Here is a 26,860-nt window from a genome sequence, read left to right as displayed (position 1 = left end):
AGACTCACATGGTGGTGCTGAACGGGCAGTATAACGCGATACAGACTCTGTGGTGTATATAAGCTGAATGCTTATCTGAAGGCAGTCCCCTCAGCCAGGGCCCAGTTAAAGATCATTTATTCGTGAGGGCTAAGGGCTAACAAGCGTTTCAGGTTATCATCAATAAACAGATTATCCGCACTGTTGATTCCACGGCCGGCAAAATGGCCCCAGATGGACGGAATTGGCTTAAAGTCGGCATTAGGCATAAACTTGGCTTCGTATGCATTATCGTCGGCTGAGCAGAAGAGGTCCGTGCTCCCCGGCATGATGCAGGCTAGGGCTTTAATGCTTTTAAGCGCCTTCTCAAAATCCCCGTTGTATGAAGGGTTCGCACTAATATCTGCATGCTGGCCTGTCTCTAACATGGCCAGTACATTATGCGGATCCATCTTCATGAAGCTATGTTCCCAGACCTCGGTCACAAAGGCCTCCAAGGAGTCAAAGCCTAACTCCCGGTACAGCTCCTCCCTATAAAACGCCTGCGACAGTCCCCATCCGGCATAAACCCGGCCAACGGCGCGCATGTCTTCGGAAGTCAGCTGGTTTAGCTTGCTTGAATCAAAGCCTACTCCTGCCAGCAGCGCGGCCTTCAGACTGTCCAGCACCACAAAAGTATGAGGCCAAGTTTTGGCAATTCCCGCGAAAGGCGCAATTCGTTCCACCATCTCCGGGTAACTTGCCCCCCACTGAAAGGCTTGAATGCCGCCCATGGACCAGCCCACTACGAGTGCGATCTTTTGAATGCCAAATTGTTCGGTCACCAGCCGATGCTGGAAACTAACGTTGTCATAGAGGGTTACCTTGGGAAAATGAGCTCGGTCAAACGGAGGGGCTGTGTTGCTGGGAGATGAAGATAACCCGTTGCCCAGTAGATTGGGAACGATAATAAAATATTTGTCCGGATCCAGGGCCATTCCGCTGCCAATCAGCCATTCATTCTGAGTATGCTGGTCACCAAATGCAGTCGGATAGACGATAACATTATCTTTTTGTGCATTTAGTGTCCCATAAGTCTTATATGCTAGAAAAGCGTTCGGCAAAATCACTCCTGATTGCAAGGTGACATCACCCAAATTAAAAATTTCATAATCCATCCTAGAGGCCTCCCTTCTAAATGAAACCACATGTTCAAGGTCAGATGTGATTTCTTGTGTTTAGTATAGAGTCGTGATACTCTCAGGGAAAGTGAACATAATTCACAATAGTATTCAATAATTTTGAAGGTATGGGGGATCGATAAATGGAGCTGCGTCAACTGAATACGTTTTGTACGGTTGCATCAACCTTAAATTTCACTCGGGCCGCAGAGGTGCTGAACTACGTACCCTCTAACGTTACCATGCAAATAAAAGCCTTGGAGGAGGAGCTGGACGTTCGTCTCTTTGACCGCTTGGGCAAGCAGTTGGTTCTCACCGCAGCGGGTAAACGTTTTTTGATTCATGCCCGGAGCGTTCTGGACAAATTGGATGAAGCACGCAGCGTTGTTCATGATAACGAGTCTTTAAACGGTACTCTGACGATAAGTGCCAATGAGGTTATTTGCGCGTACCGGCTTCCTGCTGTCTTTCGGCGCTTTCGTTCGCAGCATCCCAGCGTTCGTCTGATCTTCCGCTCCGTTCCCAATCAAGAGCTCAAACAATCGCTTTTTGAGGGGAACTCAGATATCGTCTTCATGCTTGACGAGCCCATTCGCTCGAGCGGACTTGCCGTAGAACCGCTGCTGGAAGAAACCTTCCGCCTGTTTGCTGCTCCGGATCACCCGCTTGCTAGGCAAAAGGAGCTGCAACTGGAGGATTTTCACGGAGAAGTGTTCCTGACGAATGAAAAAGGCTGTCCTTATAGAACCATGTTTGACCGGTCATTTGAGAAAGAGGGCATTGACAGCATTACGTATTTAGAGTTTCAAAGTGCAGAAGCCATTAAACAATGCGCCATTTCGGGAATCGGTATAGCTTTTCTCCCAGAAATCGTAACGGAAGCCGAGGTAGAGCGCGGTGAACTTGTTGCCCTTCCCTGGCAAATTCCCGATCTGCATGTGTATACACAGATGTTATGGCATAAAGACAAGTGGCTTTCACCCATCCTGTTGTCTTTCATAGAAGCGGCGAGAGAAGTTCTGACTTAACCCCCCTTTTTTTGTCGGGATACAATCAAGGACTTTAGTTTTCACATGGGAGGAAATTGATGGATCTATAGCGTCTCACGCACCGGGAGCAACTGCTGTCGAAGTTGTAAAGTGTTCTAATGTCTGCAAGGAAGCTTCTGCGTTATATGGATGTAGAAGGAAAGAAGGCGGATTCGTATTTCGAACTTAATGAACTGAGAGAAGTTGGCACGCCTAGTATTAACATTATCACACTGACGGGATATCAATATACTGAGGCAAGTTTCTCGGATATTATCACTACGCTTATCACTCTACTAAATAAATCCGCAAAAATAAAAATCCAAAATAGATATTTTTTAAAAGCCGATTTTTGTATGGATTATTCATGCAAAAAATCGGCTTTTTTTGTTTTTATTAAAAAATGAGAGGATGAATAAATATGTTCAATTTATTTAGAAAAGAGAATCGTATTCAAGCCGAGGTCACTTCTTTTATATAACAAGAAAAATATCGGCGTAAAAAGGCGGATGAGTTTATTCGGATGCTCTCAGAAGCCATCCCATATGTTGCAGAAGAAGTATGGGGGTTGCGAGATAAAGAAATTACGATTGGCGATAATATTGTTTTTCAGTTAGAGGAAAAACGATTTTACCTCATGGAAGAGATAAACGACACAATACAAGAAGTTGAGAGGTTAAAAGGGTAATTATACTGGAGAAGCGTGCAGGTAATTATGAACTATGCTAAAGATATGATCGAAGATATACAGGGTTACCAACATTCCTCCAGCCTCTCTTAAATTGAGGGCAGCATTATAGCAGAAATACGTCAATATAAATAACGATAAAGGCCAAGCCAGAACAGGTCCGACAATTTTACGAATACAGGGGGACTACAATCGTCGTCCCAAACTCGAACAAAATCATCAACGAAAACAGTTGTTTGGGGCTGATTGAAACTTTGCTCAATGACTGTCTCTCCATTAAACCGGTGTTGTTATACTGTAATTATTCGTAATCCTTCCCTTATTTATGAGACAAAAAAAGGAGCTCCAGCGAGAGGATCTCACTGAAGCTCCTTGGGATTTGTCAGTCATTTGCATCAGTTACCCGGATCAGGACTTACTCGTTCCAAGGCGAATGATGAATGCAATCGCAGAAATTGGTCCGTTTAAAGTCAGGGATCATTGCAGCGCAAACGTCGGCTTTAATGTTGCCGAAGGTCGTTTCTGTTTTGTTGGGTCCAGAAGTTGAAGAAAATCCAAGTACAGGACTAAATGGCTTATAATGAGAATGCAAGATCATGATTCCTCCAAAAATCAAGAGCGGCCCGTCTTGAAGAACCGTATGTGCCGCATCCGGTGCTGGGGATGTAGCCATCCAACCGCCCCTGGGGAGAAGCCTGTTTTAGTGCTTCTCCCCAGGGGCTTTTTTATATCAAGCAGGGTTAAGGCGATGCAGCGCATGTTTCCCGACAGGGACAGTCATACTAGCAGAAAAGGAGGCTGGTGTGGATTGACGACGGGGGAAATCGCTTTTTACTTTTTGCTGTACGCGTTATTGGGCTGGCTGCTCGAAAATGTGTACAACTTCTTTACGCAAGGCGTGTTCTGGAAGGAAGGCTTTATGAAAGGACCGTTTAAGCCAATGTACGGCGTGGCCCCGATTCTCTTGCTGTGGCTTGTCCAGGAAGGAGGACACCGGCCGCTGCTTACCGGATTGCTGTGCTGCATCATCCCAACCGTAGTGGAAGGAGTTAGCGGCTGCTTGCTGCTGATGTTGTTTGGTCGCAGATGGTGGGATTATTCGGGGCAGCGCTTCCAGCTTGGAGGGCATATCTGCCTCAAGTTCTCGGTGTATTGGGTCGTTCTGTCGATATTGATGCTGAAAGTGGTGCACCCTCTGGCGGAGCAGGCTTATCGAAGCGTTTCTGCTGTCTGGCTGGTGGTGGGTCCGGTGCTGCTCTTATTATTTGCCATTGATCTGGCATGGACCTGTCTTACGCGGCGAAGAGAATATCGCGGGAGCTTGATCTAGCCCATCGTTGACAAGAAGAAAGGAGGAAACCTCATGTCCGAGTTCAATCAAATGGTTCGACGAATCCTGATCCTGGCGGTCGGCGGTCTTACTGCACTGTTGCTAACGACCTCGATTAGCGGTCAAGCCGCGCCATCAGCAAATCAGTTCGTGGAGAACTCCAGTACGGAAACAGGTGAATTGAAGTCAGCAGCGCATGATTCTAAAGCCTCCCTTAAACCGCGTTCTGCTTCCCGCAAGGTGGCGGTCATTATTGATGATTTAGGCAACGGGATGGAAGGTACTGAGGAAATCCTCAACCTGCCGATCAAATTAACCGTGGCGGTTATGCCATTCTTGGAAACGACGCAGGAGGATGCGCGGCGCGCGCATGAACGCGGGCACGATGTGATCATTCATATGCCGATGGAGCCCAAGCAAGGCAAGCCGGAATGGCTAGGACCTGGGGCGATCCTCACCAGCATGTCGGACGAGGAGATCCGGCAGAGGGTAGAAGCTGCGATTGACCAAGTTCCCTACGCCGTTGGAATGAACAATCATATGGGCTCGAAGGTCACCGAGGATGAGCGGGTGATGTCGGTGGTATTACAGGTGTGCCGTGAGCGGGGGTTATTTTTCATTGACAGCCGAACGAACTATCGGTCCGTTGTTCCCCGTTTAAGCGAGGCGATGGGGCTGCCTCGGTTGGAAAACAATATTTTTCTGGACGATGTTGGCAGTGAAGCCCACGTGACGAAGCAACTGCGGCAAGTTCTGAACATGCTGAAGAAGGGGGAGCGCAATAGCTGCGTCACGATTGGGCATGTTGGTATACAAGGGAAGAAAACAGCGGCTGCTTTGAAAAAAAATATCCCGATCTTACAATCCGAAGGCATTGAGTTCATCGGAACGAGTGAGCTGGTATGGGAACAATTTAGTCCCAGCCTACAGCTGGGACCGGGGGTTACATTACCGTAAAGTATTCGGCGATGCCGCGATACAACGCTTCGGCAATCTTCTGTTGACCGCGTCTGTTCGTGAGAATAGCGCGGTCTTCCTCGTTGCTGAGAAAGCCCATCTCTACAATGACGGCCGGACAATCAACATGGTTAAGTAAGTAAAACGGTTTGCCAAGCTCCGGACTTCGGGAAATGTCCAGTTGGTAGAACCGCTCCAGCGACCGTTGAATCGAAGCAGCCAGCATCGCGCTGCGTCCTTCGTTCTGGTGGAGTACAAGCGGTCCGCGTTTCGCCGAGTTCCGCCCCCAGTTGACATGCAGGCTGACGACGATCGAAGCTGGCAACTGTTCGCTAAGTTCCTTGCGCTGTGCCAAATCCCGCAGGTGCCGTGAGCGGCTCTGAAGCCAACGGTTGTCGTCGCTTAATGCGTAATCACCAGTTCGGTTAAGAATCGCGCGGTAGCCGTGGCTTCGGAGGACGACGTAAAGCCGACGCCCGATTTCGAGATTGATGTCCTTTTCTAGAAATTGCTTATAGGACGTGCCGCCGTCAATTCCGCCATGGCCGGCATCGATAAGGATCACCGGCTCGGGGAAGGCATGCCTGAGGTCATTGCCTTCATCCGCCGCAGTCGCAATACCGCAGCTTCCCGAGGCAACGGAGACCGTGAACAGGAGTGTTATCAGGCATCGTATCATCTTTCCCATTTGTCTCACCTTTCAGGAGATACTTCCTCTATAGAGTGAACCTGCGGCGGAGAAATCATGCATTCCGCGGCTTCGTCAGATGCCTGGAGGATTTGTGGGTTTAAGGCAGGGGGAAACGGCACAAACTAAAGCTAACGAAGAACGACAAAGCGAGAAAGGAGCTTATCTCCATGGCTAAAGGTGACGAGCTGGTCAAATATATCACCGAACGAGTGGTAGATTACGTGGAAACTCCGCGGGAAATCCGCCGTGAGCGGTCGAAAGCGAAGGAACCGTGGAGTCGGCGCTGGTTCGGCATGATCCCGTTCTCCATCTCCTTGTGGGCGGGGCAGCTTCCCAAGCCAAAGAAGAAAGAAGTCCAGAGAAAAGAACAGGCCTCCCACTCACGGGAAGTTTGAGCAAGCCAAAGCTTGAACCCGGTTATGAATGACAGCCGCCTTCTGTCCCGAAAGGGAGAGGGCGGCTGTTTAAGTTAGCATAGTGCAGAGGCATCCTTGGTCTTGCTATAGCCTTCGTCAACGCCATCTTCATCGTGACCTGCTTTGCAACTCACTACCCTGCGTCAACGTACCCTATGCTTCAATTTATCCTCGTTGTACGAACTCATCTGTTAACTGGATCAACAGGTGAATGCCTTCGCGAATCTGAGCCTCATTTTGAAACGAAAAGCTAAGCCGGATCCGTTCGTCTAATTCTCCCAAGGGATCGCAGATCGTTCCGGGGACAAACGTCAACCCGCGACGGATGCCCTCGGTGAGCAGTTGATTGGAGTTTATGCCTGCAGGGAGGCGGACCCACAAGTTCAATCCGCCTTGCGGACGGTACCACTGCCATCCGGTGCCCGGGGCGAGTGCTTGCTCCATGACGTCCCGGCGAATCTGCAGCGCCGTCCGTAGCTTCTCCAGGTGCTGTTGGAGCCGCTCGGACTCGAAGCAGTGCTGGAACAGCTTCTGGTTGACCAGCGGCGTGCCGTTGTCGGCCAGCGATTTGGCCGTCAGCAGCGGGGCCATGACCGCCGTGCGAGCGGCAACGGCACAAATGCGCAGCCCCGGCGCCAAATATTTGCTGAAGCTGCGCAGGTATACGACCCAGCCTTCGGTATCGTAGGAATAAAGCGGCGGGGGAGGCGGCATATCGAAGTAGACGTCATGAACCGCGTCGTCCTCGACGAGCAGGCAACCGTAGCGCTCAGCCAGCTCGACCAGCCGCTTGCGTTGGCTGGCCGGCACGGTATATCCCGTCGGATTATGAAACGTGGGATTCATATAAAACATCCGGGGCTTATGGCGTTTCAGATAAGCCTCAACAAGGTCGAGATCGTATCCGTCCCGATGAATCTCCACAGGCAGGAGACGCGCGCCTCGCTGACGGAAGCAATCAAGCGCCGAACTGTAGGTTGGGCGTTCGACCAAGACATAATCCATCGGACGAAGATAAACGCCCGCCAACAGGTCGACCGCTTGTTGTCCGCCAGTCGTAATCAGCAGCTCGTCGGGGGAGACCTGAAGCTTATCTTTCCGCTGCATATCTGCACAGAGCAGTTCCCGCAGCTCCTCGTCCCCCTGGACGGACGAATACGTGCCCAGCAGCTTAGGATAACGGTCGAACACCTGCTTCACGTGGTCCGACAGGAACAGGTTCGGCAGCAGATTCGGGTCGATGAGCGCCTGGGAGAACGAGTAGACGGCGGGGATCTGGTGAATCTCGCTTAACGAATTTTGCAGATACCCGGTCCTGTGCCAAGCGACAGGAGGAGACGTGGTTCCGCCTGCTCTGCCGGTGCCCTGGTTGGAACGGGGGGGACTCCCATCTTCGGGTACAGCAGGTTTTGTGGACGGTCGGCTTCCGGACACGAAATAACCGGATTTTTCCTTGACGTAAATGGTTCCGCGCTCTTTCAGCACCCCGTACGCCCGGAAGACGGTTAATCGATGAAGCTGCAGCTCGCCTGCTAACTCACGTACGGAGGGCAGCTTATCATGCGCTTTCCAATCCCCCCGATCAATCCGGTCTAAAATATACTCGATCACTTGCGTATACCGAACTCTCCGGGGTTGTGCCAGCTTTGGTCTTACGTTCATCGTCATCCTCCTTGCGTTGTGCCGTGAGTTCTATTTTAAACCGAAAAACCGAGAATCTGTTCTATCCCGTGTCATCTGTTCTGTTCTCTTTCCTGTATGATACAGATCAACAGCTGAAAGGGGAAGATTTTCGATGATTGTGATCAACTATTTCATGATGTGTCTCGTGTTTGGCACGACGTTTTTAGCGATCAAAATTGGCGTGGATCATGCTGCGCCTCCATTCTTTGCGGCAGGGGCCCGCTTCTTCGCCGCCGGGGCAATTCTGTTTCTATGGATGGTTTGGAGGAAAAAAGCGAAGTGGTCTCTGCTGCTGCGCAAGGAGATGCTGGTGACAGGCGCTTTGTTGACCTTCGGGACGTTCGCCTTGTTGTACTGGGCGGAGCAATACGTCACCTCTGGCGTCGCTGCGGTATTATCGGCTACCGGGCCGCTCATGATCCTGTTGATGCAGATGATGGTGCTGCGGCAAAAAGCGACCGGACGCGCTGTCCTGGGTATTCTCATCGGCTTGTCCGGCGTCATGCTGCTGGTGCTGCCCAACATGGTGTCAGTTCAGGCCGGGTCCCGCTGGGCGATCGGCTGCGCGGCGGTGTTGATCGGGGAAGTGGTGTATTCGGTCGGCGCGTTATATACCAAACGAGTCACGGAGAATTTTGCTGCCGTCTCGCCGATTGCGCTGAATGCGGCACAAATGATCTACGGCGGCTTGCTGCTGTTCCTCCTGTCGGCTTTTACCGAACGAGTGACAATGGGAGATTTGCTGGAGCCGACGGTGCTGGGCTCACTCATCTATTTAACCGTGGTGGGGTCGATGGTGGGACACAGCTTGTTTTACTGGCTGGTGGCCAAGACTAACCCGGTGTTTCCCTCGACTTGGCTGTACGTATCGCCGCTGATTGCGATGACAATTGGCGTGTTGTTTTACGGCGAAACGGCCGGATGGCTCGCGGTGTTAGGCGGGGTTGCGATTATTGCCGGCACGGTGCTGACCAATTTGGACAGCTTGCGCCAGCTGCTTCGCAGGCCGGCACGATTGACGGCACAGGCTGCCGCAGAGGGAGGTACGGGTTCGACGACGGGGTCGTAGGGGAGGTCTGAGAAGATGTCTGGAAAAAACTGCAAAATAGAGCACTGCCAGCAAACAGCAGTGCTCGTGTCAGGTCTCGCATTTTAAAAAGTGACGAATTTCCCGCTCGCCATCAAGGCATCCAGCGCGATCACCCGGAGGGTCGTGTCGGTGCCCGTAACGACGTAAACGGCTTCGGTTTCGGTCCCAGCTTCTGCCGAAGGGGCGGTTAGTGTCTCGGACAAGCTGTCGTTCTTCCAGATTTGATAGCCGTAGACCGGCAGAGGGAAGGAATAAGTGCGTTCGGCTCCGGAAGCCGCATAGACGAGCTTCTGGCTTGTTGTTAATTGACCGATGAAGTTGTTCGGCTTCAACGTCAAAGGCTTGGCCGTCATCCATAGCAGGTTATCGTAAGGATCGAAGCGGGATGACGTATACACCATAGCGGCGGGCGATAAGGCATCGCGGCTGCCGGCGGCCAGCCGCGGCGGCGCGTAGCCGCCCGCCTGCTTGTCCCAGCTGCCCGTCGTCTCGGGCAGCCATTCGCCGTCGGCGGCATTGACGTAGCCGGGTTCACCGCCCTCGGGCAGGTGAACCCTCCACGCGGCCAATGCCGGGCCGGCGTAGAGCGGGACGGCGGTCACGCGTCCCGCAGCGGCTGCGCCGAGGCCGCTCTGCCGCAGGGCGGCCTCGAGCAGCGCCGGGTCGAATACGGAATAAGCGCCCATTCCGTATTCGACCAGCTTGTAATCTCCGCTCTCTGTCGCGGAGATGATGAGGTAGCCGCGCGGCGTTCCAGCCGCACCGCCGGCGGCTACGGTGACGAGCCAGCTGTGCGTGCCCGGTCCCAGCGGCTCGATGGCGGAGCTGGCACCAGCCCAAGCCGTAAACGGCTCGGACTGGACCAGCTTGTCGATGGCCTCGGCGGCAAAGCGTCGCAGCGCCTCCGGCGCTGGCGTATCCGCCGTGGCCCGCATCGTCGCCAGCGCGACCGTCCCCGTCCACGCGCCGGCCGCGCTGCCTGTGCCTTCGGCGGCCGCTGCGCCCAGGCCGCCAAGCCCTCCCGCTGTGCTGGCTGCACTATATAAGATGCTTGCGCATAAGAGAATTTTGCGAGTGATCGATCGTTTCTTCAGGTTGGTTCGGGAATAACGCGGTTGCAGCATGAGATCGCCTCCCTGGCAATTCGTTTGGCACCTAGGCCTGTAGATTTCGATTGCTTGTCCATTGTACCGAATCCGGTTCAAAAAGGATGTTACAACCTGTCGCGCGGCTGGTCTGCCAACCGCTTCTATTTTTGCGGTCTTTTAGCGAGATCCGTCTATTTGTCGTTACCTCTGCGAACGCAGATGAAAGATGCCGCAGCCCATGGCGGATACGACAATTCTCGGCTCATATTGCCAGCGGATTTCCTCCCGTCTCGCTTCATATTGCTCCGTTGCGCCTTGCGCCCGCTCGGGTTCAGGATCTTTGATCAAATCCTTGTAATAGGCGTCGATCAATGCCAACTCATCGCTCAGCCGTTCGCGCGCTTCCTTCGCCCAGCTGTCGTCATAGGCCTGGATCCGTTCGGTCAGACGCTGTTCTAATGCCAGCCGACCGGCATCCAAGGACAGGCGGGTAGGCTCGATATGGATATTCTCTGGCAATCGGGGAACCAGCGGCTTGCCTGCGATTCGCGACTGAAACGATTCATCGACCGTACCAGACTGCAAGGATACCCCGTAAAAATGGAGCTCCTCCCGCTTCATATCACAGCAGAACTCCACCTTAAAGCAAACCCCGAGCCACGGCTCATAAGCGGCGGGCAGCAGGGCGGTTCGCTGCCGTGGCCCCGGCTCCTCGAACAAGTACACGTAGCGGCCGCCTTTTCGCGCCGCCTCAAAAATCTGTTTGAGCCGTGGGCTGCCAAACGCCAGCTCTTCGCGCTGAATCCGTCCGGGGCCAAGCACCGGCAGCGGCCGGACCGCGCCAAAGTAACGCCCCAGCAGAGTGTCTTCCTGGGCAGTTTCCATCGGTTGCCCGGCGTTCGCCTGCTCTCGAGCCGCTTTCGCTTTCTCAGCCGCTTGATGCGCCTCCGGGTCAAAAATAAACGAAAACGACATCGTTTCCGGCTCCGCTCCGGTCCGATCGATGAACCCCCAATAATAAGGGCGGTTCGTCAAATCGCGGTCGGCGCGGGGGGAGAGCTTCACCGTGACGTGATGGGGCGATTTTTCGAGAAACTGGCATTCCGTCGCTTCCAAATAAGTCATCACAAAATCGCGAATCTGCTCTCGGGTCATCGACATAACCGTTTAACCTCCCAAGAGCTGCTGCAGGCCGCCGCTGTCCCCGCGGTCTTCGGCTTCTGCATCCAGCTCGGATTTAATCGTATCGAACTCGCGTCCCAGCGAATCGACGCGGCTGGCGATTTCCTCGTCGCTGCCGGATTCCAGAATGATTTGGTAGAGGCTTTTTTCCAGGGAATGCTGCTTCTCGAACCGTTCCAATATCACATCCAGGTGGCCGATGACCATTTCGAACATATTGATCTTCTCATGCAGCAAGTGAAGGATGTGTTCTTCAATCGTGCCTTTGGTGGACAGGTTATAAATATGGACGTCATTGGTTTGCCCCAAACGATGGACGCGGCCAATCCGCTGCTCCACACGCATCGGGTTCCATGGCAAGTCGAAGTTGATCATCTGGTGGCAAAACTGCAGATTGATCCCTTCGCCGCCCGCTTCAGTAGCGATCATGACCTGGGCTCGGCCGCGGAACAGGTCCATCATCCAGTCTTTTTTGCCGCGATTCATTCCGCCCCGATACGGCACCGCCGTCATTCCGCGCTCGCGGAAGTATTTCAGCAAATACTCCTGCGTCGCCCGATACTCGGTGAACACGATCACCTTGTCGTTCATCTCGCGGATTAGCTCCATTGCTTTCTCCGCTTTGCTATTGGCCTTGATCTGACGGATCAGGTCGACGAGATCCCATATCCGGTCGCGGATCGGGGAGTCTGGAGCGAGCTTCTTCGACAAGTTCACCAGCGTAACAAATACGGCGTCGCGGCTGCTGCACACCTCGCGCTGCAAGGTGACAAGGGACAGCATGCTGTTCAGGTCGCCGCCGTTGGCCTGATATTGGTCTTTGACAAAGGAAGTGACCCCATCATACAGATTCTTCTCCTCAGGGGATAACTCCACATCGATGTTGCGGACGATCCGCTTGGTGAATTCCAACTCTCCGTCGCCGCGCCGGTTACGGATCATGACCTTGGCCAGCTCATCCTTCAGCTGCTCCTCATTCTTCGGCAGCCGCTTGTCAACGACGAAATTGGCGGCAAACTCGCTTTGACCGCCCAGTTGTCCCGGCTTCAGGAGCGTGATCAAGTTGAACAGCTCGCCGAGGTCGTTTTGCACCGGGGTGGCGGTGAGGAGCAGGCAATATTTTTTTCGCAGCTGCAGCATGAACTGGTAATTTGACGTTTTCTTGTTTTTCAACTTATGGGCTTCGTCCACGATCACCAGATCGTATTCGTTGTTGAGCAGAATGTTCTTATGTGGGTCGCGCTTTGCCGTGTCCATGGACGCGACCACTACGTCGTTGTGCCAGGAATGCTCCTTCTTCTGGGCAACGGCTGGAATGCCGAACTTCTGGTTCAGCTCCCGAACCCATTGCAGCACCAAGGAGGCGGGCACCAGGATCAACGCCTTTTTCACTAATCCGCGCACGATATATTCTTTTAAAATTAAACCTGCTTCGATCGTCTTCCCCAGTCCCACCTCGTCAGCCAAAATGGCCCGTCCACGCATCTCGAACAAGACTTTGCGGGCAGTTTCCGTCTGATGGGGCAGCGGGGTGACATTGTTCAGATGCTTTAAGCACTGCATTTCCTCAAAGCTGGTCACAAGCGAAGCGGTTTCGGCCTCAAGGGCAAGGTTAAACAGCTTCCAATCGTCCCAGGGGCCGCCCTTTTGATGCCGGGTCTCCAGTTCGTTGAACCAGCTTCGGTCGAAGTCGATGGGAATCGGGGCGTGCAGGTCTGGCGACGCGGCCGGGTGGGGGGAAGGGCCGGAGGGATGTGGATTCATAGTGTAAAACCTCCCTTTCGGTGCGTAATTATCAGCTCGATTACGGTGAGAAGAAATCCGAATCAGGCAGCTCTTGTGCTTAAATTGCAGACGTAGGTGTAGTATGGACGAAAAGGAAGGAGTTCATAACTTTGGAAGGGCAGGAGGGGAGGCGGGATGCTAACTTTCTGATATGTAAAAAAGCCGGTCAGGGATTATCTCCCTGACCGGCGAATTTCTGTGTACTATTTTACTCTGCTTTCACCAGGATCTTGATTTGGTTCCGCTCTTTGAGGAGTCCTTCAAAGCCTTCATCGATGGCTTGGTCCAGCTTAATGCGCTTCGTCACCAGCTTGTCCGCCGAGAAGTACCCTTGAGCCATCAAGCTGATTACCGCCGGGAAGACATCGCGATAGCCGATAATGCCGTTCACGGTGCGTTCCTTCATGACGATGTTTTGCGGATGGAGGGAAGCTTCCTTCTCGAAAATGCTGACGATCATCGTTTCGCCGCCAATTTTGGTGGATTGGATCGCTTGGGTGAGCACAGGAGAAACTCCGGTTACTTCATAGGCGACATCCACACCGCCTTGAGTGCGTTTGTGAATTTCCTCAACGGCATCGTATTCTTTTGGATCAATGACAATGGCGCCAAGCTCGGCAGCTTTCTGTTTCCGTTCCTCGGACAGCTCGACTGCATAGATTTCCGATGCGCCTGAAGCCTTCAGCGCTTCGATCACGAGCAGACCAATTGGCCCGGTGCCAAACACAGCGGCTTTATCGCCTACTTTCAATTTACTGGAGCGAACAGCGTGAAGAGCTACAGCGGATGGCTCGACCAGAGCGCCTTGCTCGAAAGATATTGAATCCGGGATTTTATGCAGCATTTGTTCCGGTACATTAGCATATTCGGAGAATCCGCCGCCTCCGCCCGCCAGGCCGAAGAAGCCCATTTTATCGCAAAGATTATATTTCCCTTGTTTACAAGCCTCGCAGGTTCCGCAAGCATAAATCGGTTCAATGACAACGCGATCGCCGACAGCTACGCGGGTGACGCCTTCGCCAACCTCAACCACTTGTCCGGAAAATTCATGTCCCATGACGATTGGCGCTTTATCTCCGCTGAGCGGGTGGGTTTCCAGCGGAATGAATATCGGGCCAGCTACATATTCATGCAGATCACTGCCGCAAATGCCGCACCATTCCACCTTGATTTTCGCTTTACCCGGTTCCGCCTTCGGCTCCTCGATGTTCTCCAGTCTTAGGTCCTTGACGCCATGCCATCTTAACGCTTTCACTTGAACTCATCTCCTCGTAAATTATGAACCTCATATACTAGGTTACTCCTTTTTCGCGGAGTGGCATCGATCAATTGTTAAAATTGTGTTAATTCAAATTCAATTAAACTTAGGAGATGTTTCCCTGGTTTCTTGGAAATGGTTACAAAGCGGTTTCATAGTTTTGAGTCTGAAAAATAGAGAGAATGGAAGGAAACGGGGGGTTGGGCCAGATGAAATCGGATTAAAGCCTAAAATTTCACTCTGAACTGCTATGACAACGAGATATTGTATAGTATAATGGTATTCGCACACAATATATTGTGATTCATACATATGATATTACCGTTTACAGGGTGTGTGCTGCGGTGATCAAGTGGGCAGATTCCGGCTTGATACAGCGTTTTTTTTCGTTTTTTTGCCTAATTTTCACTTCAGGAAACGAGGCGAATGACCGATTAATTAATGGATACTCTGAATCAATTTTTAGGAGGGTGTTTTCTTTGAAAACTGTGCAAAAACAGCGCCTTGAGGGGCTAAGTGAGAAAATCTTCTTGGACCGGTACGCCTGGAAGGACGCAGATCCTAGCCACGCTAAGGTAGGCGATGTCGTACTTGTTCTGACGAAGGACGACCCCAAATTCCCGACGAAGGAAGTAGGGGAGGTTGTTGCCCGTGACGGTCGCAAGGTCACGGTGAAGACCCGCCGGGGAGATCTGGTGGAGACCGACGTCGAGAAGCTGACCCTCAATATCGAGAAAACGCCTGAAGAAATGTGGGACCGTCTGGCCAAAGCGATGGCTTCGGTAGAGGAGACGCCGGAGAAACAGAAGGAATGGGAAGAGAAATTCCGTTATATTCTGGATGATTGGAAGCTTGTTCCGGGCGGACGGATTGCAGCTGGCGCAGGTGCCAGCGATGAGTTAACTTTGTTCAACTGTTACGTTATTCCTTCGCCGAAGGACAGCCGGGGCGGCATTATGGAAACTCTGTCCGAAATGACCGAGATCATGGCTCGCGGCGGCGGTGTTGGGATTAACTTGAGCTCCCTTCGTCCGCGTCGTGCGATCGTTCGTGGCGTGAACGGCTCTTCCAGCGGTGCGGTTTCTTGGGGCGGCTTGTTTAGCTACACCACTGGTCTGATTGAGCAAGGCGGCAGCCGTCGCGGTGCGTTGATGCTGATGATCAATGACTGGCATCCGGATGTGCTGGACTTCATTACCGTGAAGCAAACGATGGGCCAAGTGACCAATGCGAACCTGTCGGTTTGCGTCAGCAACGCCTTCATGAAAGCTGTGAAGGAAGACCTCGATTGGGAACTGGTATTCCCGGATACAACTTATGAGGATTACAACGAGGTGTGGGACGGCGATCTTGATAAATGGAGAGCTGATGGACGTAAAGTCATCCACTACCGTACCGTCAAGGCGCGTGAAATCTGGCATACGATCATCGAATCGGCTTGGAAATCCGCTGAGCCGGGCGTGGTCTTCATGGAATACTACAACCAAATGTCCAACAGCTGGTACTTTAACCCGATCATCTGTACGAATCCGTGCGGGGAGCAAGGGTTGCCGGGCTGGGGCGTATGTAACCTGTCGGCGATGAACTTGTCCAAGTTCTACGATGAAGAGAAACATGATGTCGCATGGGATGAACTGGCGACAACTACGCGTTATTCGGTTCGCTTCTTGGACAATGTCATCAACAAGACGCCTTATCATTTTGAAGAAAACGAGAAGAACCAGAAGAAAGAGCGCCGCGTCGGCCTCGGAACGATGGGTCTGGCCGAGCTGATGATCAAGCTGAACATCCGTTACGGCAGCCCGGAATCGCTGGAATTCCTCGATAAATTGTATGGCTTCATTGCGAAGGAAGCTTACTTGGCCTCTGCGGATATCGCAGAAGAGAAAGGCTCCTTCCCGGCATTTGAAGCTGATAAATTCCTGCAAAGCGGCTTTATGAAGAACATGACGGAAGTGTATCCGGAAGTTGGCGAAGCAGTTCGTACCAAAGGGATTCGCAACGTCACCATCATTACCCAAGCGCCAACGGGCAGCACGGGGACGATGGTAGGCACCTCGACGGGGATCGAACCGTACTTTGCCTTCAAATATTACCGTCAAAGCCGTCTCGGCTTCGACGAGCAATTCGTGCCGATCGCTCAGGAATGGATGGACGCGCATCCGGGCGAACCGTTGCCGGATTACTTCGTAACGGCGATGGATTTGTCTGCGGAAGATCATATCCGCGTACAAGCAGCCATTCAACGTTGGGTGGACAGCTCGATCTCGAAAACGGCCAACTGCCCGTCCGACTTCACGGTTGAAGATACGAAACGGCTGTATGAACTAGCCTTCGACTTGGGCTGCAAAGGCGTAACGATTTACCGTGACGGCAGCCGCGACGTGCAAGTTCTGCAAACCGAGAAGAAAGAGGAGAAGAAAGAGGAAGCACCAGCTCAAGCTAGTGCACCGGCAACTCCACAACCGGCAAGTGCTTCGGTTCAAGCTAGCAGCCCAAAAACCGGCGAACAATACAAGAGACGCCCGCAAGTGCTGCATGGAGCAACGTATAAAATTAACACGCCGTTTGGCATGGCTTATATCACAATCAATGACATGAACGGGACTCCAGGTGAGATCTTCTTGAACGTAGGGAAAGCGGGTTCTGACGTATTCGCGATGGCCGAAGCCCTTGGCCGCGTCTGCTCGCTGTTCCTGCGTTACGGCGACCATGGCGAGAAGGTTGAACTGCTGATTAAGCACCTCAAAGGCATCGGCGGAACGGGAGCAATCGGCTTTGGTCCGAACCGTGTAGAATCGATCGCGGACGCCGTCGCCAAAGCGTTGGAGACACATGTACAAAACGGCCCATACGGGGACCACGACCCGGCTCCGGTAGCCGCAACGGTTGCCCAAGAGCCAGCACACGTTCATGATACAGCAGATGGCTCGCATGGCAGCCACAACCACGGCAGCGCACCAGCCACCTCGCGGGACCTGTGCCCATCGTGCGGATCGGCCTCGCTGATCAACATTGAGGGCTGCAAAACATGCAGCAACTGCGGTTATAGCAAGTGTTCTTAAGCAATTCAACAACACCTTTAGGTCAGGCGACTTTTGCCTGACCCTTTTTTTGTTGTCAGAAGTATAACTTATATAACCCTATCTTCGTATGCCTTCCCCTACCACTTGAATATTAGCAACAGTCCGAAGCTTCAAATGGGGATAGTGCGCTTTCCAGGTGTCTTCTTCCCAATGCCGGGTCTTGCTCCGGACAAAGTCGCCTATGCCAAGCGGATCAATTTCATTTCGTTGGAACATCCACATGAGTTCATTCCCTGAACGTTCTAAATTTTCCTTGAGTGCTTCGCGTACTTCTTCGATCGTATGCGAGGAGAAATTCTCACCATTCAGATCCGACACCGTGACCTTCATGTTCAGCATAATGTGGACTTCGTCCTGTTCTAAGTTATCCGTCGATCTTATGAGGTGATAAGTCGGCTTAGTCCGTATTAGTTGAACGGTGATAATCGTTCCGGTTGGCAACTTGACACTGATTCTGCCGTTATGTTTGTCCTCCAGGAGAAGCTTCAAGATCGTCATTTCTTTCACATTAATGGACGTTATATACTTATCGTGTTTAAACAGAGCTAAGCCGCAAAGAGTGACTTTATGATCATCATCAAGTTTTATCAACGGCAGGAAGGGGTCTATGCCTCTCCCTAAGAGGGCGTACTCGAATAGATGAATGTCTTGCTTCGGAAGGTATCCGTATTCGATATTCTCCTCAAGTAATCTTTCTAGGAACATGCCTTTTACTTCTTTGCCGTTGAAGTCTGCATGCAGAAGCTCCTTCGCCGTCCCATCGACTACCGCTAGATGCATTTTTCGAGTCGATCTGCCATCCCGCAATATCACATCCAGATCTTTTTCCAGGCCCTGTGTTGCCACTTCCTTTCCATACAAGAACACCGTAGTTTTCGAGGGATAGATGCGTCGATTGATTTTCCTTTGCATCTTCTCAGTAATCTCTGCCTTGGTAGGACCTGCAAGCGTGATCACTTGATCCGATACCGTTTCTATATTTCCAGGGCTGAAAGATGGGAACGCGAAGGTCAGTTCGATTTCATTATTATCGACAAAATCCACCCCGCCTGTCAGCGGTAAGGCGATTCGATCCACAATCTCTTGATCCACACATGCGTTCATCAATAAGCAGCACAAAAATATCGGAATGAACTTGCTCATGATACTTTCCCTGCCTTTGACCGGATGAGATGCAGGATATATAGGAGAGGAATATATCCATACAGCAGATATAAGCTGAAGTTGGATAATATAGTTTGAATCTTCTCCATGATCTCATCGCTCGATATGATACAAAAAATGGCAAGTACGATAATCAGGATGACCGGTACAGCATGTTTCTGTTTCATGTTGCTTACCGATTTCAGAATTCTGGCCGCCGACCATAGACATAAACAGACGATCGGCATAACCCGGAAAACATGGATGGCTGCCCCCATAAACTCGAACCGTTCGAGAAAAGGGAGTTGTACGAATTTAAATTTTGTCATGACAGGCCATATTTCCTTAGCCAGCTGTTCAGGCTTGAAGAGCAGAATGGAGAGAAACATCGATAACAAGTAGGTAACCGTCGTCGCAGCGTTTCCGGCATGGGCCCATCTTTGAGACTTTGGAGCATTTTTGACGAATATGTAATAAAAAAATAACAATTCAAAGCCCATATAGGAGAACGTGATAGGTTTGGATGCTTTGATAAGCTCTGCCACTGTATGTTCAAAAATGGGAGTCAGATTGCGAAAATGAAAATAGGGTGCTGAGAATACGAGTGTAAGCACCAAAACTTGGGTCGTCAGGGTGAAGGCGCAGATCCCTGCAATGGTGCGGATGCCGCCGGAAACAATGTAATAAACCAGCAGGAAAATCACGAAGCCGAGTACCCATCCGCTAATTTCAGGAAACAGCCAGGCTTGAACGAGTTTAATATACGAGCTCACTTGGAATGCGGCTGTTACCATGAAATAACAAAGAAACAGGAGGTTGAATACATGTCCTGTCCATTTCCCAAGCAATTGCTGATGAATTTGGATTAAGTCAGCGTTGCGTCGGGTCAATATTCTATACATCAGGAAAATAATAAGATGAACGCTTATCGCGCTTATTAGAACCGATATCCATACATCTTGTCCGGCCCATTGAATAGCCGGGGTAGGCATGGACAGGTAGCTAAGCCCATACTGAGAGGAATGGATCAATACCATGACATAGAAATCCGATACCTTGAAGCGATCCTGTATGGGTGGCGACTCCATGACATGTACCTCCTCTGTTCAATAATCGTCCGTATCCATCGGATTTTGGGACTTATTCCCTCTATTGTTTACTTTTGGTGTACGGAAGTAGGATGGGGGACGACCCATCTTGTCGAATTGCAGCCTTATGAGCGTATCGAAATGATCCTTCGAACGCCATGGGTAGAAAGGGGCTAGATAAGGCATTCCAAGTGATGTCAGCCTGATCAAGTGGGTTATAAGGAATAGGGTGCAAATGGCTATGCCGAGCACTCCCCATAAGTGAGCTGCAATAATAAACGGAAAACGTAATAGCCTGATCGTGGTGCTCATCCGAAAAACGGGAATCGTAAATGACGCCATCGCCGACGAGGCAACGATAATCAGCAAAATATTGCTTGTTAATGCCCCTTCCACAGCGGCAGTACTGAGTACAAGGCCCCCAACGATACTGATCGTCTGCCCGATCTTGGTCGGCAGTCTAGATCCGGATTCCCGGAGCAGCTCGATCACAAGCTCCATCAACAGAACCTCTACAACAGGCAAGAACGGAACATTCATTCTCGACGTGATGATCGTGGGTAAATACAAACTCGAGATGCTTTGGCTGTGATGGGTGACAATCGCTACATATAGAGAAGAAGCAAATATGGAAAAGACGATGGATACGATCCGAAGCAATCTTAAGGCAGAACCTACGATCCAAGGCAAGAAATAATCTTCGTAGGAGACAAAAAACAAACCTATATTAGCTGGTCCCAGTAACGCGGTAGGGGAGCCATCGAGCATAATACAGATTTGACCAACCGATATCGCCCAAGAAATTCGGTCAGGACGCTCCGTTCCGAGCAGCTGGGGGAAAATCGATTTCGAATTGTCTTCAATCATTTGTTGGAGGATCGTAATATCCGGGATAACTTTAAACTCTATATCCTCAATACGCTGTTTGATCGTTTCGATATTTTGTTGGTTGGCAACCCCTTCCATATAACAGATGGCCACTCTCGATTTAGACATATTGCCAATCTTTAGTTCGACAATACGCAGGTCAGGGACGGGAAGACGCTTGCGCACAATGTTGATATTGGTATCCAAGGATTCAACCAGCGCTTCCTTGGAGCCCTCCACTGTCGATTCTACTTCGGTTACGGTAACTTGACGCCCTTTGTCGGCGGTGGCATGAACAAGAAGACATTGGTGAGCCTCGAGTCCGCACTGAATAGCCACATATCCCCTTAACAGATTAGAGCGAATGGACTCCATATCGGAGGTGAGCTTCTTATCCGCAACAGGCATGATTGGTAGAAGCTGCTCCAATGTCAGCTCGGATTTGATGTGGACCAGGGTATCCATAATATGTTCATTTAGTACTTTTGAATCTACGATCGACTTGATATAACCTACATAATACGATTGCCCGCCAATCATGTGCTCATAACATTTGAAATCTGTTGAAAAATATAATTCCTTCCACATCGGAGGCACACGATCCATAACTGAACCCCATTTCTTATAACGTTAAACATTAACATTATTGGTACAGATGAGAGGGACTATTCCAATATTTCAATGGATATCATGGAAATCATCGGTCAAAATAAGTTTTGAGAAGCAATAAATTCGCGCATGTGCTCATTATCTCGCACCGCACCTCCTCCAAAATCGGTTGCAATGGCTCCTGGAGCTACAACATTGACTCGAATCCCCCGTTTACCCCATTCTTTGGCCATATATTTCGTGAGAACTTCAATTGCACCCTTCATGGCTGAGTAAGCCCCAAACCCATCAATAACAAAACGTGTTAAGCCCGTTGAAATATTGATGACTCTTCCATTATCGGAAATGAGCGGGAACAACTTTTGGGAAAGGAAAAATACGCCTTTGACTTGCACGTTCATCAGATTGTCGAATTGCTCCTCCGTCGTTTCCATAATTGGAGCATGAACTCCAAAACCTGCATTGTTAACAAGAATATTGAATTGCTCGCGATCCCATTTTTCTTTTAGCAAAGTGGACAACTGCGATACAAATGTATCGAAAGAGGAAACATTCCCGGCATCCAATTGTAATGCTGCAGCTTTTTGGCCATTGTATTCAATCTCTTTAACGACTTTTTCAGCTTCTTCCTTCTTCGTATGATAAGTAATGATGACGTCAATTCCCTTGCGGGAGAGAGCCAATGCAGTATTTCTTCCTAGGCCTCTGCTGCCGCCCGTAACGAGTGCGATCTTCTGTGTTGAATTCATAATGTATTCTCCTTTGGATTGGTTTTATTTTGTCCCACTTGTTATCTTATTGCTCGTGGTCTATAGTGAGTATATTGGTTCGAGTTAACTCTAAGTCAAGGAGGAATTTTTTTGAATTACACCATTCATGAAGTTGCTAATAAATTTGGCCTGTCTACCCATACGCTCCGTTACTATGACAAAGAAGGTCTAATGCCATTTATAGGGAGAACCAAATCCGGTAACCGGGTATTTAGCGAAGCGGATCTCAATTGGGTGAAGATGGTTTGCTGTTTGAAGGATACAGGAATGCAAATTAAAGAAATCAAGAAATACGCGGATTGGTGTATGGAGGGCATGCGAACAATCGACGAAAGAAAAGCAATGCTCATTGAGCATCGCAAACAAGTCGTAAAGCAAATGGAAGAACTAAAGAAAAACCTGGAACTTATAGATTCTAAGATCGCAATCTATGATGATCCAGAGTTGGCCGAAAAGATGTACGGAGGCCTCGAGAAGTCATGAGTTGAGCGGCTGTATCCAAGGTCTGTTCAGAAGTAGTTTACCTTCCCTCAACTAGATACTAATTGCATCACTCAAAGGATTCCAAACGGGCAGATAGTATGGGGAGAAGTGCCATTCTTGAGGGGTGAGAGCTTTTCGGAGGCTAGAGGCAAAGCGACAGCACAAGTCGAACTCAACTGGATTCGGCAGCAGGAAGAACAATGATCAATGGCGATTTAGATTGCATAACCTTCGAACTGACGCGAACATTGAATTTGCTAAACGAAGTTAGCAGCATTCTGAAATTAATGATGCTAACCGAATGATCGACTCTGTTCTACTTAATTGGATTTGCCATGGAGAACACAGACACCAACTGTTTTTCAGGTACTCTATGGCTTTTTCTAATCACAAGGAAAGAAATCAATTTCTGAAGAACTTTCAAAGTATAAAAAATAAGGATTTGCAATAAATGATCTCTTTTGTTGACCGTCAGCGTAGTAATCACAGGGTAATGCTTGTGGTTGAATGGTCATTTCTGGATTCAAGGATTGAGCGGATGATTGAATTTGAATAGGTGTAATCGCTTGCTCCTCTGCCGAAACTGAGCCGGCAAATCCTACTAGTAGAAAGAAAGTAGAAAAAAATAAAATGGCAAAATTTCTCATAAATTTCACCTCCTCCCAACTATATTATCACTTATTTACATTTATTTGTAAATATAAACTTACAAAAAAAGAAATTAATGGTATAATCTGAATAACAATAAAAATCGGAGGTTAACGTTTGTGAGAAACACGTCGTCCATAAATTTGTCAGCAATCATTGTTCTCATTTTGCTAGCAATCGCTCTTTTATTAAGTGGATGCTTTTACGCATCCCCTGCGACGGAAGAATTCGGGGTAGAAACTACAGTCAAGGAACTATCATCCCCAAAGCTTTTGGGAAGGTTGACGGGAACGGATGGAAATTTGAAAGCACAAAGCTTGATCGAAAATCATTTCAAAAGCCTGGGTCTAAAGCCTTTATTTTCAGATAGCTATTTACAGAGTTATTCCCATACGATGTTTCAACCGGATAAGCAGGAATTCACGCTAAACTTTCATTTAGAGGATGGATCAGTAAGGAGATTAACTTACGGCAAGGACTTTATGGAGCAAAGAGTCAATGAACGGTTTCATACTGTCTCTCCGCTCTCTTTTGATTTGCAAGACTCTCATATAGAACAGAAAATTGCGATAATCGAAGACAGCGCTAAACTCTCTCAAGCCTATGAACACAAACCTCTGGCAATCTTAAAACGAAGTGATACTTTTATGAAGCTCCTGCCTGAACCATCGGATGGTGTTCCGGTTTTACAGATCAGTCCTGATACGGCAGATTGGCTAAATCATCATCGTAAGGAAGTTCGAAATGTTGAAATCGGAATGAAATTACATGCTGAAGAAATTACCGCATCCAATGTTGTAGGATATCTTCCGGGAACACAGAGTGAGGAACATCGGCATGCCATCGTCTTGTCGGCACATTTTGACCATGTGGGTTGGGTAGGAACAGGGAAGGATAAAACGATTTATCAAGGGAGTTTGGACAATGCCTCCGGGGTTAGTGCCTTGCTGCAGCTAGCATCTATATTAAGTACTGTATCCGCGGCAGAATTCGAAAGCGACCTCATTTTTGCGGCCTTTAACGGAGAAGAATCCGGAATGCAGGGAAGTAAAGCATTCGTCAAGCAGTTAAGTGATAAATATGATCATGTGTATAACATTAATATTGACTGTTTGGGACTTAAGAATGGCAACAGAATGCTATTGGTCGGGAACCCATCGAGCCCTTTGCTTTCCGCTTTAAACACTTACATGACGAAACGGGGGATATCGTCAACAACCGAAGGAACCTATGGTGGGAGTGATCATCTTTCATTTTTGGAATCTGGTTTTGAAGCAGTCACCATTACACAGGAAAATATCCAAGGTTTCCATACAACTGACGATACCCCGGATCATCTCGATTTCAAGCTGCTTGATCAATATGTCGAGGTCTTATCCAATTTTATTCTGGAACAAGGGGATTCTCCTGAGTTTGTTCATGGTGATCAAACTGTTCAATCGCAAATCTCTCCACTCACGTCTGAACAACAGGCAACCATGAGTGAGCTGCTAGAACAAGCTGAAAAAGAGCGTGAGAGTTTGCGATTGGGAGAATACAAGCTGATAGGTCCGGATGAACAGCCGCTGTTGGTGATTGGATCGAATGAAACATTCACAGATAAAAGTTCTGCGGAACAAGCTGTGGTGGGCTTGATGTTGCCTGCGAAGATTGGTGAATATGCTTTTGGCTCCGCCATTGTCAACTTAACGTTTCCCAATACGGAGACCAACGAATTTAATGGCACAGAATTAAACAAAGTTTATAAATATAAATCAGAAATCACGACGGAAGATATCGAGGGATTGGGACTGATCTACAAAGACGATCATGGAAGAGGCGTCTCTATATCGATAAGCAAAACGAAATTCGACTTCGAAGGGCAAAACATAAGCGAATCAAAAAAGATATATAACGGTCACGAGTATACCGTTATATATACGCCTGAATATGTCATCTTATCAACCGAAGCAAACGTTCGCGGACAGCAATATTTTCTGCAAATTTATGGGGGGAAAGACCACCAGGTGGGCGGTGAAGGAACGTCGTTTGTGTTTAATTGGACAAGCGAAGACCTGCCGTTGGCGCTAAAATGGACGGATGGGATTGACTGGGGAGCGCTGATAGAAGGCATGGGCATTTAATGGATTCTCTATCCTAAAGAGGCTACCTCTCAGGTCAAAGTTAATGACCTTCTGAGGTAGCCGCTCTATATTGAAGCATGAATCGGCTATGCCAATAAGGCAGGCTGTCGTGGGTGAGTCTGTCGATTTCGGCAATCCATTAGTCATTTCGTAGGTTTGACTAATCTGCTACCCTGTTTATCATTCTTTAATCCGATACTTGCGATTAATGCGACGATCACTGCAATGGTAACCACCAGAAATGAATCGGAGTAGTTTACGACATCTAAACGATACATTGGGTTTAACGGAAAGTTAGCATCTCTCCGTGCATGCAGAAATGCTCCAACGAGGCTAGCTCCTGCTCCTGCCCCAAGATACAGTGCCCCCTGAAAGAATCCCATACCGACTCCAATCATATCCTTCTGAAGAACTTTTACAGCAGAATTCGTAGCGGGTGAATTAACTAAAGCAAAAGCTATTCCCGCCCCCATGACTCCCACTGAACTCATAATGGGGGATGCCCCTGAGGCAAATGTCGACAAGAAAAAAGTAGAACTTCCCATCACGATTAGTCCAGTGAAAATAAGCGATTTGGTCCCAACACGATCCGATATTCGGCCAACCCATGGCGAAAGGAGTGCAACAGCCGCGCCACCTGGTAAAAGTGTTAAACCTGCTTCACCAGGAGTGAGTTGGTTAACTTCCAAATTAAGCAACGGTACGTATACAAGGACCGCAAAATAGGAAAACGCAGATAAAAATGCTACAACCACGGAGCTCACATAGAATTTATTTTTGAATAAGTCCGGTCGTACGAATGGATTTCTTGCCACACCAATACGCCAAATGAATCCAATCATGGAAATAAGGGAACCCAAAAGACTTCCTAATGTAGACAATGAGGTAAAGCCGTTGCTTTCCCCTTGCGTTACCCCCAAAAGGAATAGTCCCACGGCAAGACCTAACAGAGCACCACCTGCCAAATCAAATCCTCGCCCGGCTTCATCTGCAGTTATCGGTTTATTTCCTGGCAGAGCAAAAATAGACCCGACTACAGTGAAGAGTGAGAGGATAAAGGTTATCCAGAATAAAGCAGGCCATCCCCATGTTTGGCCGACAACGCCGCCGAAGATCGGTCCTAAGGCTGTTCCTATACCAATACATCCCGCAATGACTCCTAGTGCGGTGCCGCGTTTCCCTTCTGCAAAAAACTTCGAAACCGCCACAACAGATAAGACCGGTATGGCAGACATTCCAGCTCCTTGAACCATCCGGCCGAGTACTAATACGGGCAGGCTAGGAGCAAGAACGCAGATCAAACTTCCAATGCTCAATACAAAAGTGGCAAAAGTGTACAGCTTTTTGAGTTCAATAAAATCCGACATTCGTCCGTATAGAGGAATACCAATAGCAAGTAGAAGTGTAATTCCAGTCACTACCCAACTCACTTGAACTGTCGAAGCTTGTAAGGATTCGCTAATGAGACCAAGAACAGGGTTCACCATATCCACCGTGATGGCTGCCAATAGGGAAGACAAGACAAGGACCATCATGAATAATTTTGTGGACACCCTATTTTGTACAGATTCATTTTGTTTTGACTTTGTTTTCATTTGGAAAAGCCTCCTAAAATATGTGATTGCTTATTTTAGGAGGCTTTGTCATCTGATTTCTTTACCACGTACATTCACCCTACCCACATGTGACAAAGGTTGGAGATAAAATA

General features: G+C 49.4%; 24 protein-coding genes. 10 read left to right on the top strand and 14 right to left on the bottom strand.

What is annotated here, in order from left to right:
* Positions 1-116: 116 nt before the first annotated feature.
* On the bottom strand, positions 117-1,136 hold the full coding sequence (locus tag M891_RS0104660; RefSeq protein WP_016312674.1) for an alpha/beta fold hydrolase: 1,020 nt from the start codon (positions 1,134-1,136) through the stop codon (positions 117-119).
* A 146-nt stretch (positions 1,137-1,282) separates the two neighbouring features.
* On the opposite strand from M891_RS0104660, the gene M891_RS0104655 reads away from it, so the two are divergent.
* The 3 genes from M891_RS0104655 (at position 1,283) to M891_RS25245 (ending at position 2,855) form a co-directional block, all read left to right on the top strand.
* Positions 1,283-2,167 (top strand): LysR family transcriptional regulator, encoded by an 885-nt coding sequence (locus M891_RS0104655; RefSeq protein WP_028537996.1) that lies wholly within the window; start codon positions 1,283-1,285, stop codon positions 2,165-2,167.
* 146 nt (positions 2,168-2,313) lie between these two features.
* Positions 2,314-2,574, top strand: a complete 261-nt coding sequence (locus M891_RS0104650; RefSeq protein WP_016312672.1) for a hypothetical protein — start codon at positions 2,314-2,316, stop codon at positions 2,572-2,574.
* Between the two features lie 116 nt (positions 2,575-2,690).
* On the top strand, positions 2,691-2,855 hold the full coding sequence (locus M891_RS25245) for a hypothetical protein (RefSeq protein WP_016312671.1): 165 nt from the start codon (positions 2,691-2,693) through the stop codon (positions 2,853-2,855).
* 415 nt (positions 2,856-3,270) lie between these two features.
* On the opposite strand, the gene M891_RS26125 is transcribed toward M891_RS25245, so the two are convergent.
* Positions 3,271-3,528, bottom strand: coding sequence for a hypothetical protein (locus M891_RS26125; RefSeq protein ID WP_028537995.1), 258 nt, complete (start codon positions 3,526-3,528; stop codon positions 3,271-3,273).
* Positions 3,529-3,663: 135 nt separating this feature from the next.
* Here M891_RS26125 and M891_RS0104635 point away from each other — a divergent pair, with 135 nt between their 5' ends.
* Both M891_RS0104635 and M891_RS0104630 read left to right on the top strand, forming a co-directional pair.
* A complete protein-coding gene (locus M891_RS0104635; protein WP_016312668.1) occupies positions 3,664-4,185 on the top strand; it encodes a putative ABC transporter permease in 522 nt (173 codons plus the stop codon).
* A gap of 33 nt (positions 4,186-4,218) precedes the next feature.
* The gene (locus tag M891_RS0104630) at positions 4,219-5,142 is read left to right on the top strand and encodes a divergent polysaccharide deacetylase family protein (RefSeq protein ID WP_016312667.1); all 924 of its coding nucleotides are present in this window, start codon (positions 4,219-4,221) and stop codon (positions 5,140-5,142) included.
* Here M891_RS0104630 and M891_RS0104625 read toward each other — a convergent pair.
* A complete protein-coding gene (locus M891_RS0104625) occupies positions 5,129-5,839 on the bottom strand; it encodes an N-acetylmuramoyl-L-alanine amidase family protein (protein WP_028537994.1) in 711 nt (236 codons plus the stop codon). The two genes, M891_RS0104630 and M891_RS0104625, sit on opposite strands and share 14 nt — an antisense overlap.
* A 161-nt stretch (positions 5,840-6,000) precedes the next feature.
* Here M891_RS0104625 and M891_RS0104620 point away from each other — a divergent pair, with 161 nt between their 5' ends.
* A complete protein-coding gene (locus tag M891_RS0104620; RefSeq protein WP_016312665.1) occupies positions 6,001-6,228 on the top strand; it encodes a YqzE family protein in 228 nt (75 codons plus the stop codon).
* Between the two features lie 186 nt (positions 6,229-6,414).
* Here the strand turns inward: M891_RS0104620 and M891_RS0104615 are convergent, their stop codons facing one another.
* Complete coding sequence (locus tag M891_RS0104615; RefSeq protein WP_016312664.1) at positions 6,415-7,911, bottom strand: aminotransferase-like domain-containing protein; 1,497 nt, start codon at positions 7,909-7,911, stop codon at positions 6,415-6,417.
* A gap of 133 nt (positions 7,912-8,044) precedes the next feature.
* On the opposite strand from M891_RS0104615, the gene M891_RS0104610 reads away from it, so the two are divergent.
* Positions 8,045-9,001 (top strand): DMT family transporter, encoded by a 957-nt coding sequence (locus M891_RS0104610; protein ID WP_016312663.1) that lies wholly within the window; start codon positions 8,045-8,047, stop codon positions 8,999-9,001.
* An 83-nt stretch (positions 9,002-9,084) separates the two neighbouring features.
* On the opposite strand, the gene M891_RS0104605 is transcribed toward M891_RS0104610, so the two are convergent.
* The 4 genes from M891_RS0104605 to M891_RS0104590 form a co-directional block, all read right to left on the bottom strand.
* The gene (locus tag M891_RS0104605) at positions 9,085-10,227 is read right to left on the bottom strand and encodes a hypothetical protein (RefSeq protein ID WP_157268761.1); all 1,143 of its coding nucleotides are present in this window, start codon (positions 10,225-10,227) and stop codon (positions 9,085-9,087) included.
* Positions 10,228-10,311: 84 nt separating this feature from the next.
* Positions 10,312-11,271, bottom strand: a complete 960-nt coding sequence (locus M891_RS0104600) for a YqhG family protein (RefSeq protein ID WP_028537992.1) — start codon at positions 11,269-11,271, stop codon at positions 10,312-10,314.
* Between the two features lie 6 nt (positions 11,272-11,277).
* Positions 11,278-13,056, bottom strand: coding sequence for a DEAD/DEAH box helicase (locus M891_RS0104595; protein ID WP_028537991.1), 1,779 nt, complete (start codon positions 13,054-13,056; stop codon positions 11,278-11,280).
* A 229-nt stretch (positions 13,057-13,285) separates the two neighbouring features.
* On the bottom strand, positions 13,286-14,332 hold the full coding sequence (locus M891_RS0104590) for a 2,3-butanediol dehydrogenase (RefSeq protein WP_028537990.1): 1,047 nt from the start codon (positions 14,330-14,332) through the stop codon (positions 13,286-13,288).
* A gap of 482 nt (positions 14,333-14,814) precedes the next feature.
* Here M891_RS0104590 and M891_RS0104585 point away from each other — a divergent pair, with 482 nt between their 5' ends.
* Positions 14,815-17,400: an adenosylcobalamin-dependent ribonucleoside-diphosphate reductase gene (locus M891_RS0104585; RefSeq protein WP_028537989.1), complete on the top strand. Its 2,586-nt coding sequence runs from the start codon at positions 14,815-14,817 to the stop codon at positions 17,398-17,400.
* A 78-nt stretch (positions 17,401-17,478) separates the two neighbouring features.
* Here the strand turns inward: M891_RS0104585 and M891_RS0104580 are convergent, their stop codons facing one another.
* The 4 genes from M891_RS0104580 to M891_RS23300 all read right to left on the bottom strand — a co-directional run bounded on the left by M891_RS0104580 (position 17,479) and on the right by M891_RS23300 (position 21,877).
* On the bottom strand, positions 17,479-18,564 hold the full coding sequence (locus tag M891_RS0104580) for a Ger(x)C family spore germination protein (RefSeq protein ID WP_028537988.1): 1,086 nt from the start codon (positions 18,562-18,564) through the stop codon (positions 17,479-17,481).
* Positions 18,561-19,652 (bottom strand): GerAB/ArcD/ProY family transporter, encoded by a 1,092-nt coding sequence (locus M891_RS0104575; RefSeq protein WP_028537987.1) that lies wholly within the window; start codon positions 19,650-19,652, stop codon positions 18,561-18,563. The genes M891_RS0104580 and M891_RS0104575 overlap by 4 nt, the downstream gene beginning before the upstream one ends.
* A gap of 18 nt (positions 19,653-19,670) precedes the next feature.
* A complete protein-coding gene (locus tag M891_RS23305) occupies positions 19,671-21,107 on the bottom strand; it encodes a spore germination protein (protein WP_176221891.1) in 1,437 nt (478 codons plus the stop codon).
* 116 nt (positions 21,108-21,223) lie between these two features.
* Positions 21,224-21,877 (bottom strand): SDR family NAD(P)-dependent oxidoreductase, encoded by a 654-nt coding sequence (locus M891_RS23300; RefSeq protein ID WP_084628814.1) that lies wholly within the window; start codon positions 21,875-21,877, stop codon positions 21,224-21,226.
* Between the two features lie 111 nt (positions 21,878-21,988).
* Between M891_RS23300 and M891_RS0104560 the strand changes: the two genes are divergently transcribed.
* The gene (locus M891_RS0104560; RefSeq protein WP_016312653.1) at positions 21,989-22,381 is read left to right on the top strand and encodes a MerR family transcriptional regulator; all 393 of its coding nucleotides are present in this window, start codon (positions 21,989-21,991) and stop codon (positions 22,379-22,381) included.
* Positions 22,382-22,764: 383 nt separating this feature from the next.
* Here the strand turns inward: M891_RS0104560 and M891_RS0104555 are convergent, their stop codons facing one another.
* Positions 22,765-23,028, bottom strand: coding sequence for a hypothetical protein (locus M891_RS0104555; RefSeq protein WP_028537986.1), 264 nt, complete (start codon positions 23,026-23,028; stop codon positions 22,765-22,767).
* A 120-nt stretch (positions 23,029-23,148) separates the two neighbouring features.
* Here M891_RS0104555 and M891_RS24550 point away from each other — a divergent pair, with 120 nt between their 5' ends.
* Positions 23,149-25,152: a M28 family metallopeptidase gene (locus tag M891_RS24550; RefSeq protein WP_139816625.1), complete on the top strand. Its 2,004-nt coding sequence runs from the start codon at positions 23,149-23,151 to the stop codon at positions 25,150-25,152.
* 143 nt (positions 25,153-25,295) lie between these two features.
* On the opposite strand, the gene M891_RS0104545 is transcribed toward M891_RS24550, so the two are convergent.
* On the bottom strand, positions 25,296-26,747 hold the full coding sequence (locus M891_RS0104545) for an MFS transporter (RefSeq protein WP_028537985.1): 1,452 nt from the start codon (positions 26,745-26,747) through the stop codon (positions 25,296-25,298).
* Positions 26,748-26,860 lie beyond the last annotated feature (113 nt).

The sequence above is a fragment of the Paenibacillus sp. J14 genome (genome assembly GCF_000518465.1).
GTDB lineage: Bacteria > Bacillota > Bacilli > Paenibacillales > Paenibacillaceae > Fontibacillus > Fontibacillus barengoltzii.
The sequence above is the reverse complement of the archived record's forward strand: the minus strand, read 5'-3'. Positions and strand labels throughout refer to the sequence as shown.

Coding starts and splice junctions, on each gene's coding strand:
- M891_RS0104660 (WP_016312674.1), bottom strand. CDS start 1,136: ATGGATTATGAAATTTTTAATTTGGGTGATGTCACCTTGCAATCAGGA.
- M891_RS0104655 (WP_028537996.1), top strand. CDS start 1,283: ATGGAGCTGCGTCAACTGAATACGTTTTGTACGGTTGCATCAACCTTA.
- M891_RS0104650 (WP_016312672.1), top strand. CDS start 2,314: ATGGATGTAGAAGGAAAGAAGGCGGATTCGTATTTCGAACTTAATGAA.
- M891_RS25245 (WP_016312671.1), top strand. CDS start 2,691: ATGCTCTCAGAAGCCATCCCATATGTTGCAGAAGAAGTATGGGGGTTG.
- M891_RS26125 (WP_028537995.1), bottom strand. CDS start 3,528: ATGGCTACATCCCCAGCACCGGATGCGGCACATACGGTTCTTCAAGAC.
- M891_RS0104630 (WP_016312667.1), top strand. CDS start 4,219: ATGTCCGAGTTCAATCAAATGGTTCGACGAATCCTGATCCTGGCGGTC.
- M891_RS0104620 (WP_016312665.1), top strand. CDS start 6,001: ATGGCTAAAGGTGACGAGCTGGTCAAATATATCACCGAACGAGTGGTA.
- M891_RS0104615 (WP_016312664.1), bottom strand. CDS start 7,911: ATGAACGTAAGACCAAAGCTGGCACAACCCCGGAGAGTTCGGTATACG.
- M891_RS0104610 (WP_016312663.1), top strand. CDS start 8,045: ATGATTGTGATCAACTATTTCATGATGTGTCTCGTGTTTGGCACGACG.
- M891_RS0104600 (WP_028537992.1), bottom strand. CDS start 11,271: ATGTCGATGACCCGAGAGCAGATTCGCGATTTTGTGATGACTTATTTG.
- M891_RS0104595 (WP_028537991.1), bottom strand. CDS start 13,056: ATGAATCCACATCCCTCCGGCCCTTCCCCCCACCCGGCCGCGTCGCCA.
- M891_RS0104580 (WP_028537988.1), bottom strand. CDS start 18,564: ATGAGCAAGTTCATTCCGATATTTTTGTGCTGCTTATTGATGAACGCA.
- M891_RS0104575 (WP_028537987.1), bottom strand. CDS start 19,652: ATGGAGTCGCCACCCATACAGGATCGCTTCAAGGTATCGGATTTCTAT.
- M891_RS23305 (WP_176221891.1), bottom strand. CDS start 21,107: ATGTGGAAGGAATTATATTTTTCAACAGATTTCAAATGTTATGAGCAC.
- M891_RS23300 (WP_084628814.1), bottom strand. CDS start 21,877: ATGAATTCAACACAGAAGATCGCACTCGTTACGGGCGGCAGCAGAGGC.
- M891_RS0104555 (WP_028537986.1), bottom strand. CDS start 23,028: ATGAGAAATTTTGCCATTTTATTTTTTTCTACTTTCTTTCTACTAGTA.
- M891_RS0104545 (WP_028537985.1), bottom strand. CDS start 26,747: ATGAAAACAAAGTCAAAACAAAATGAATCTGTACAAAATAGGGTGTCC.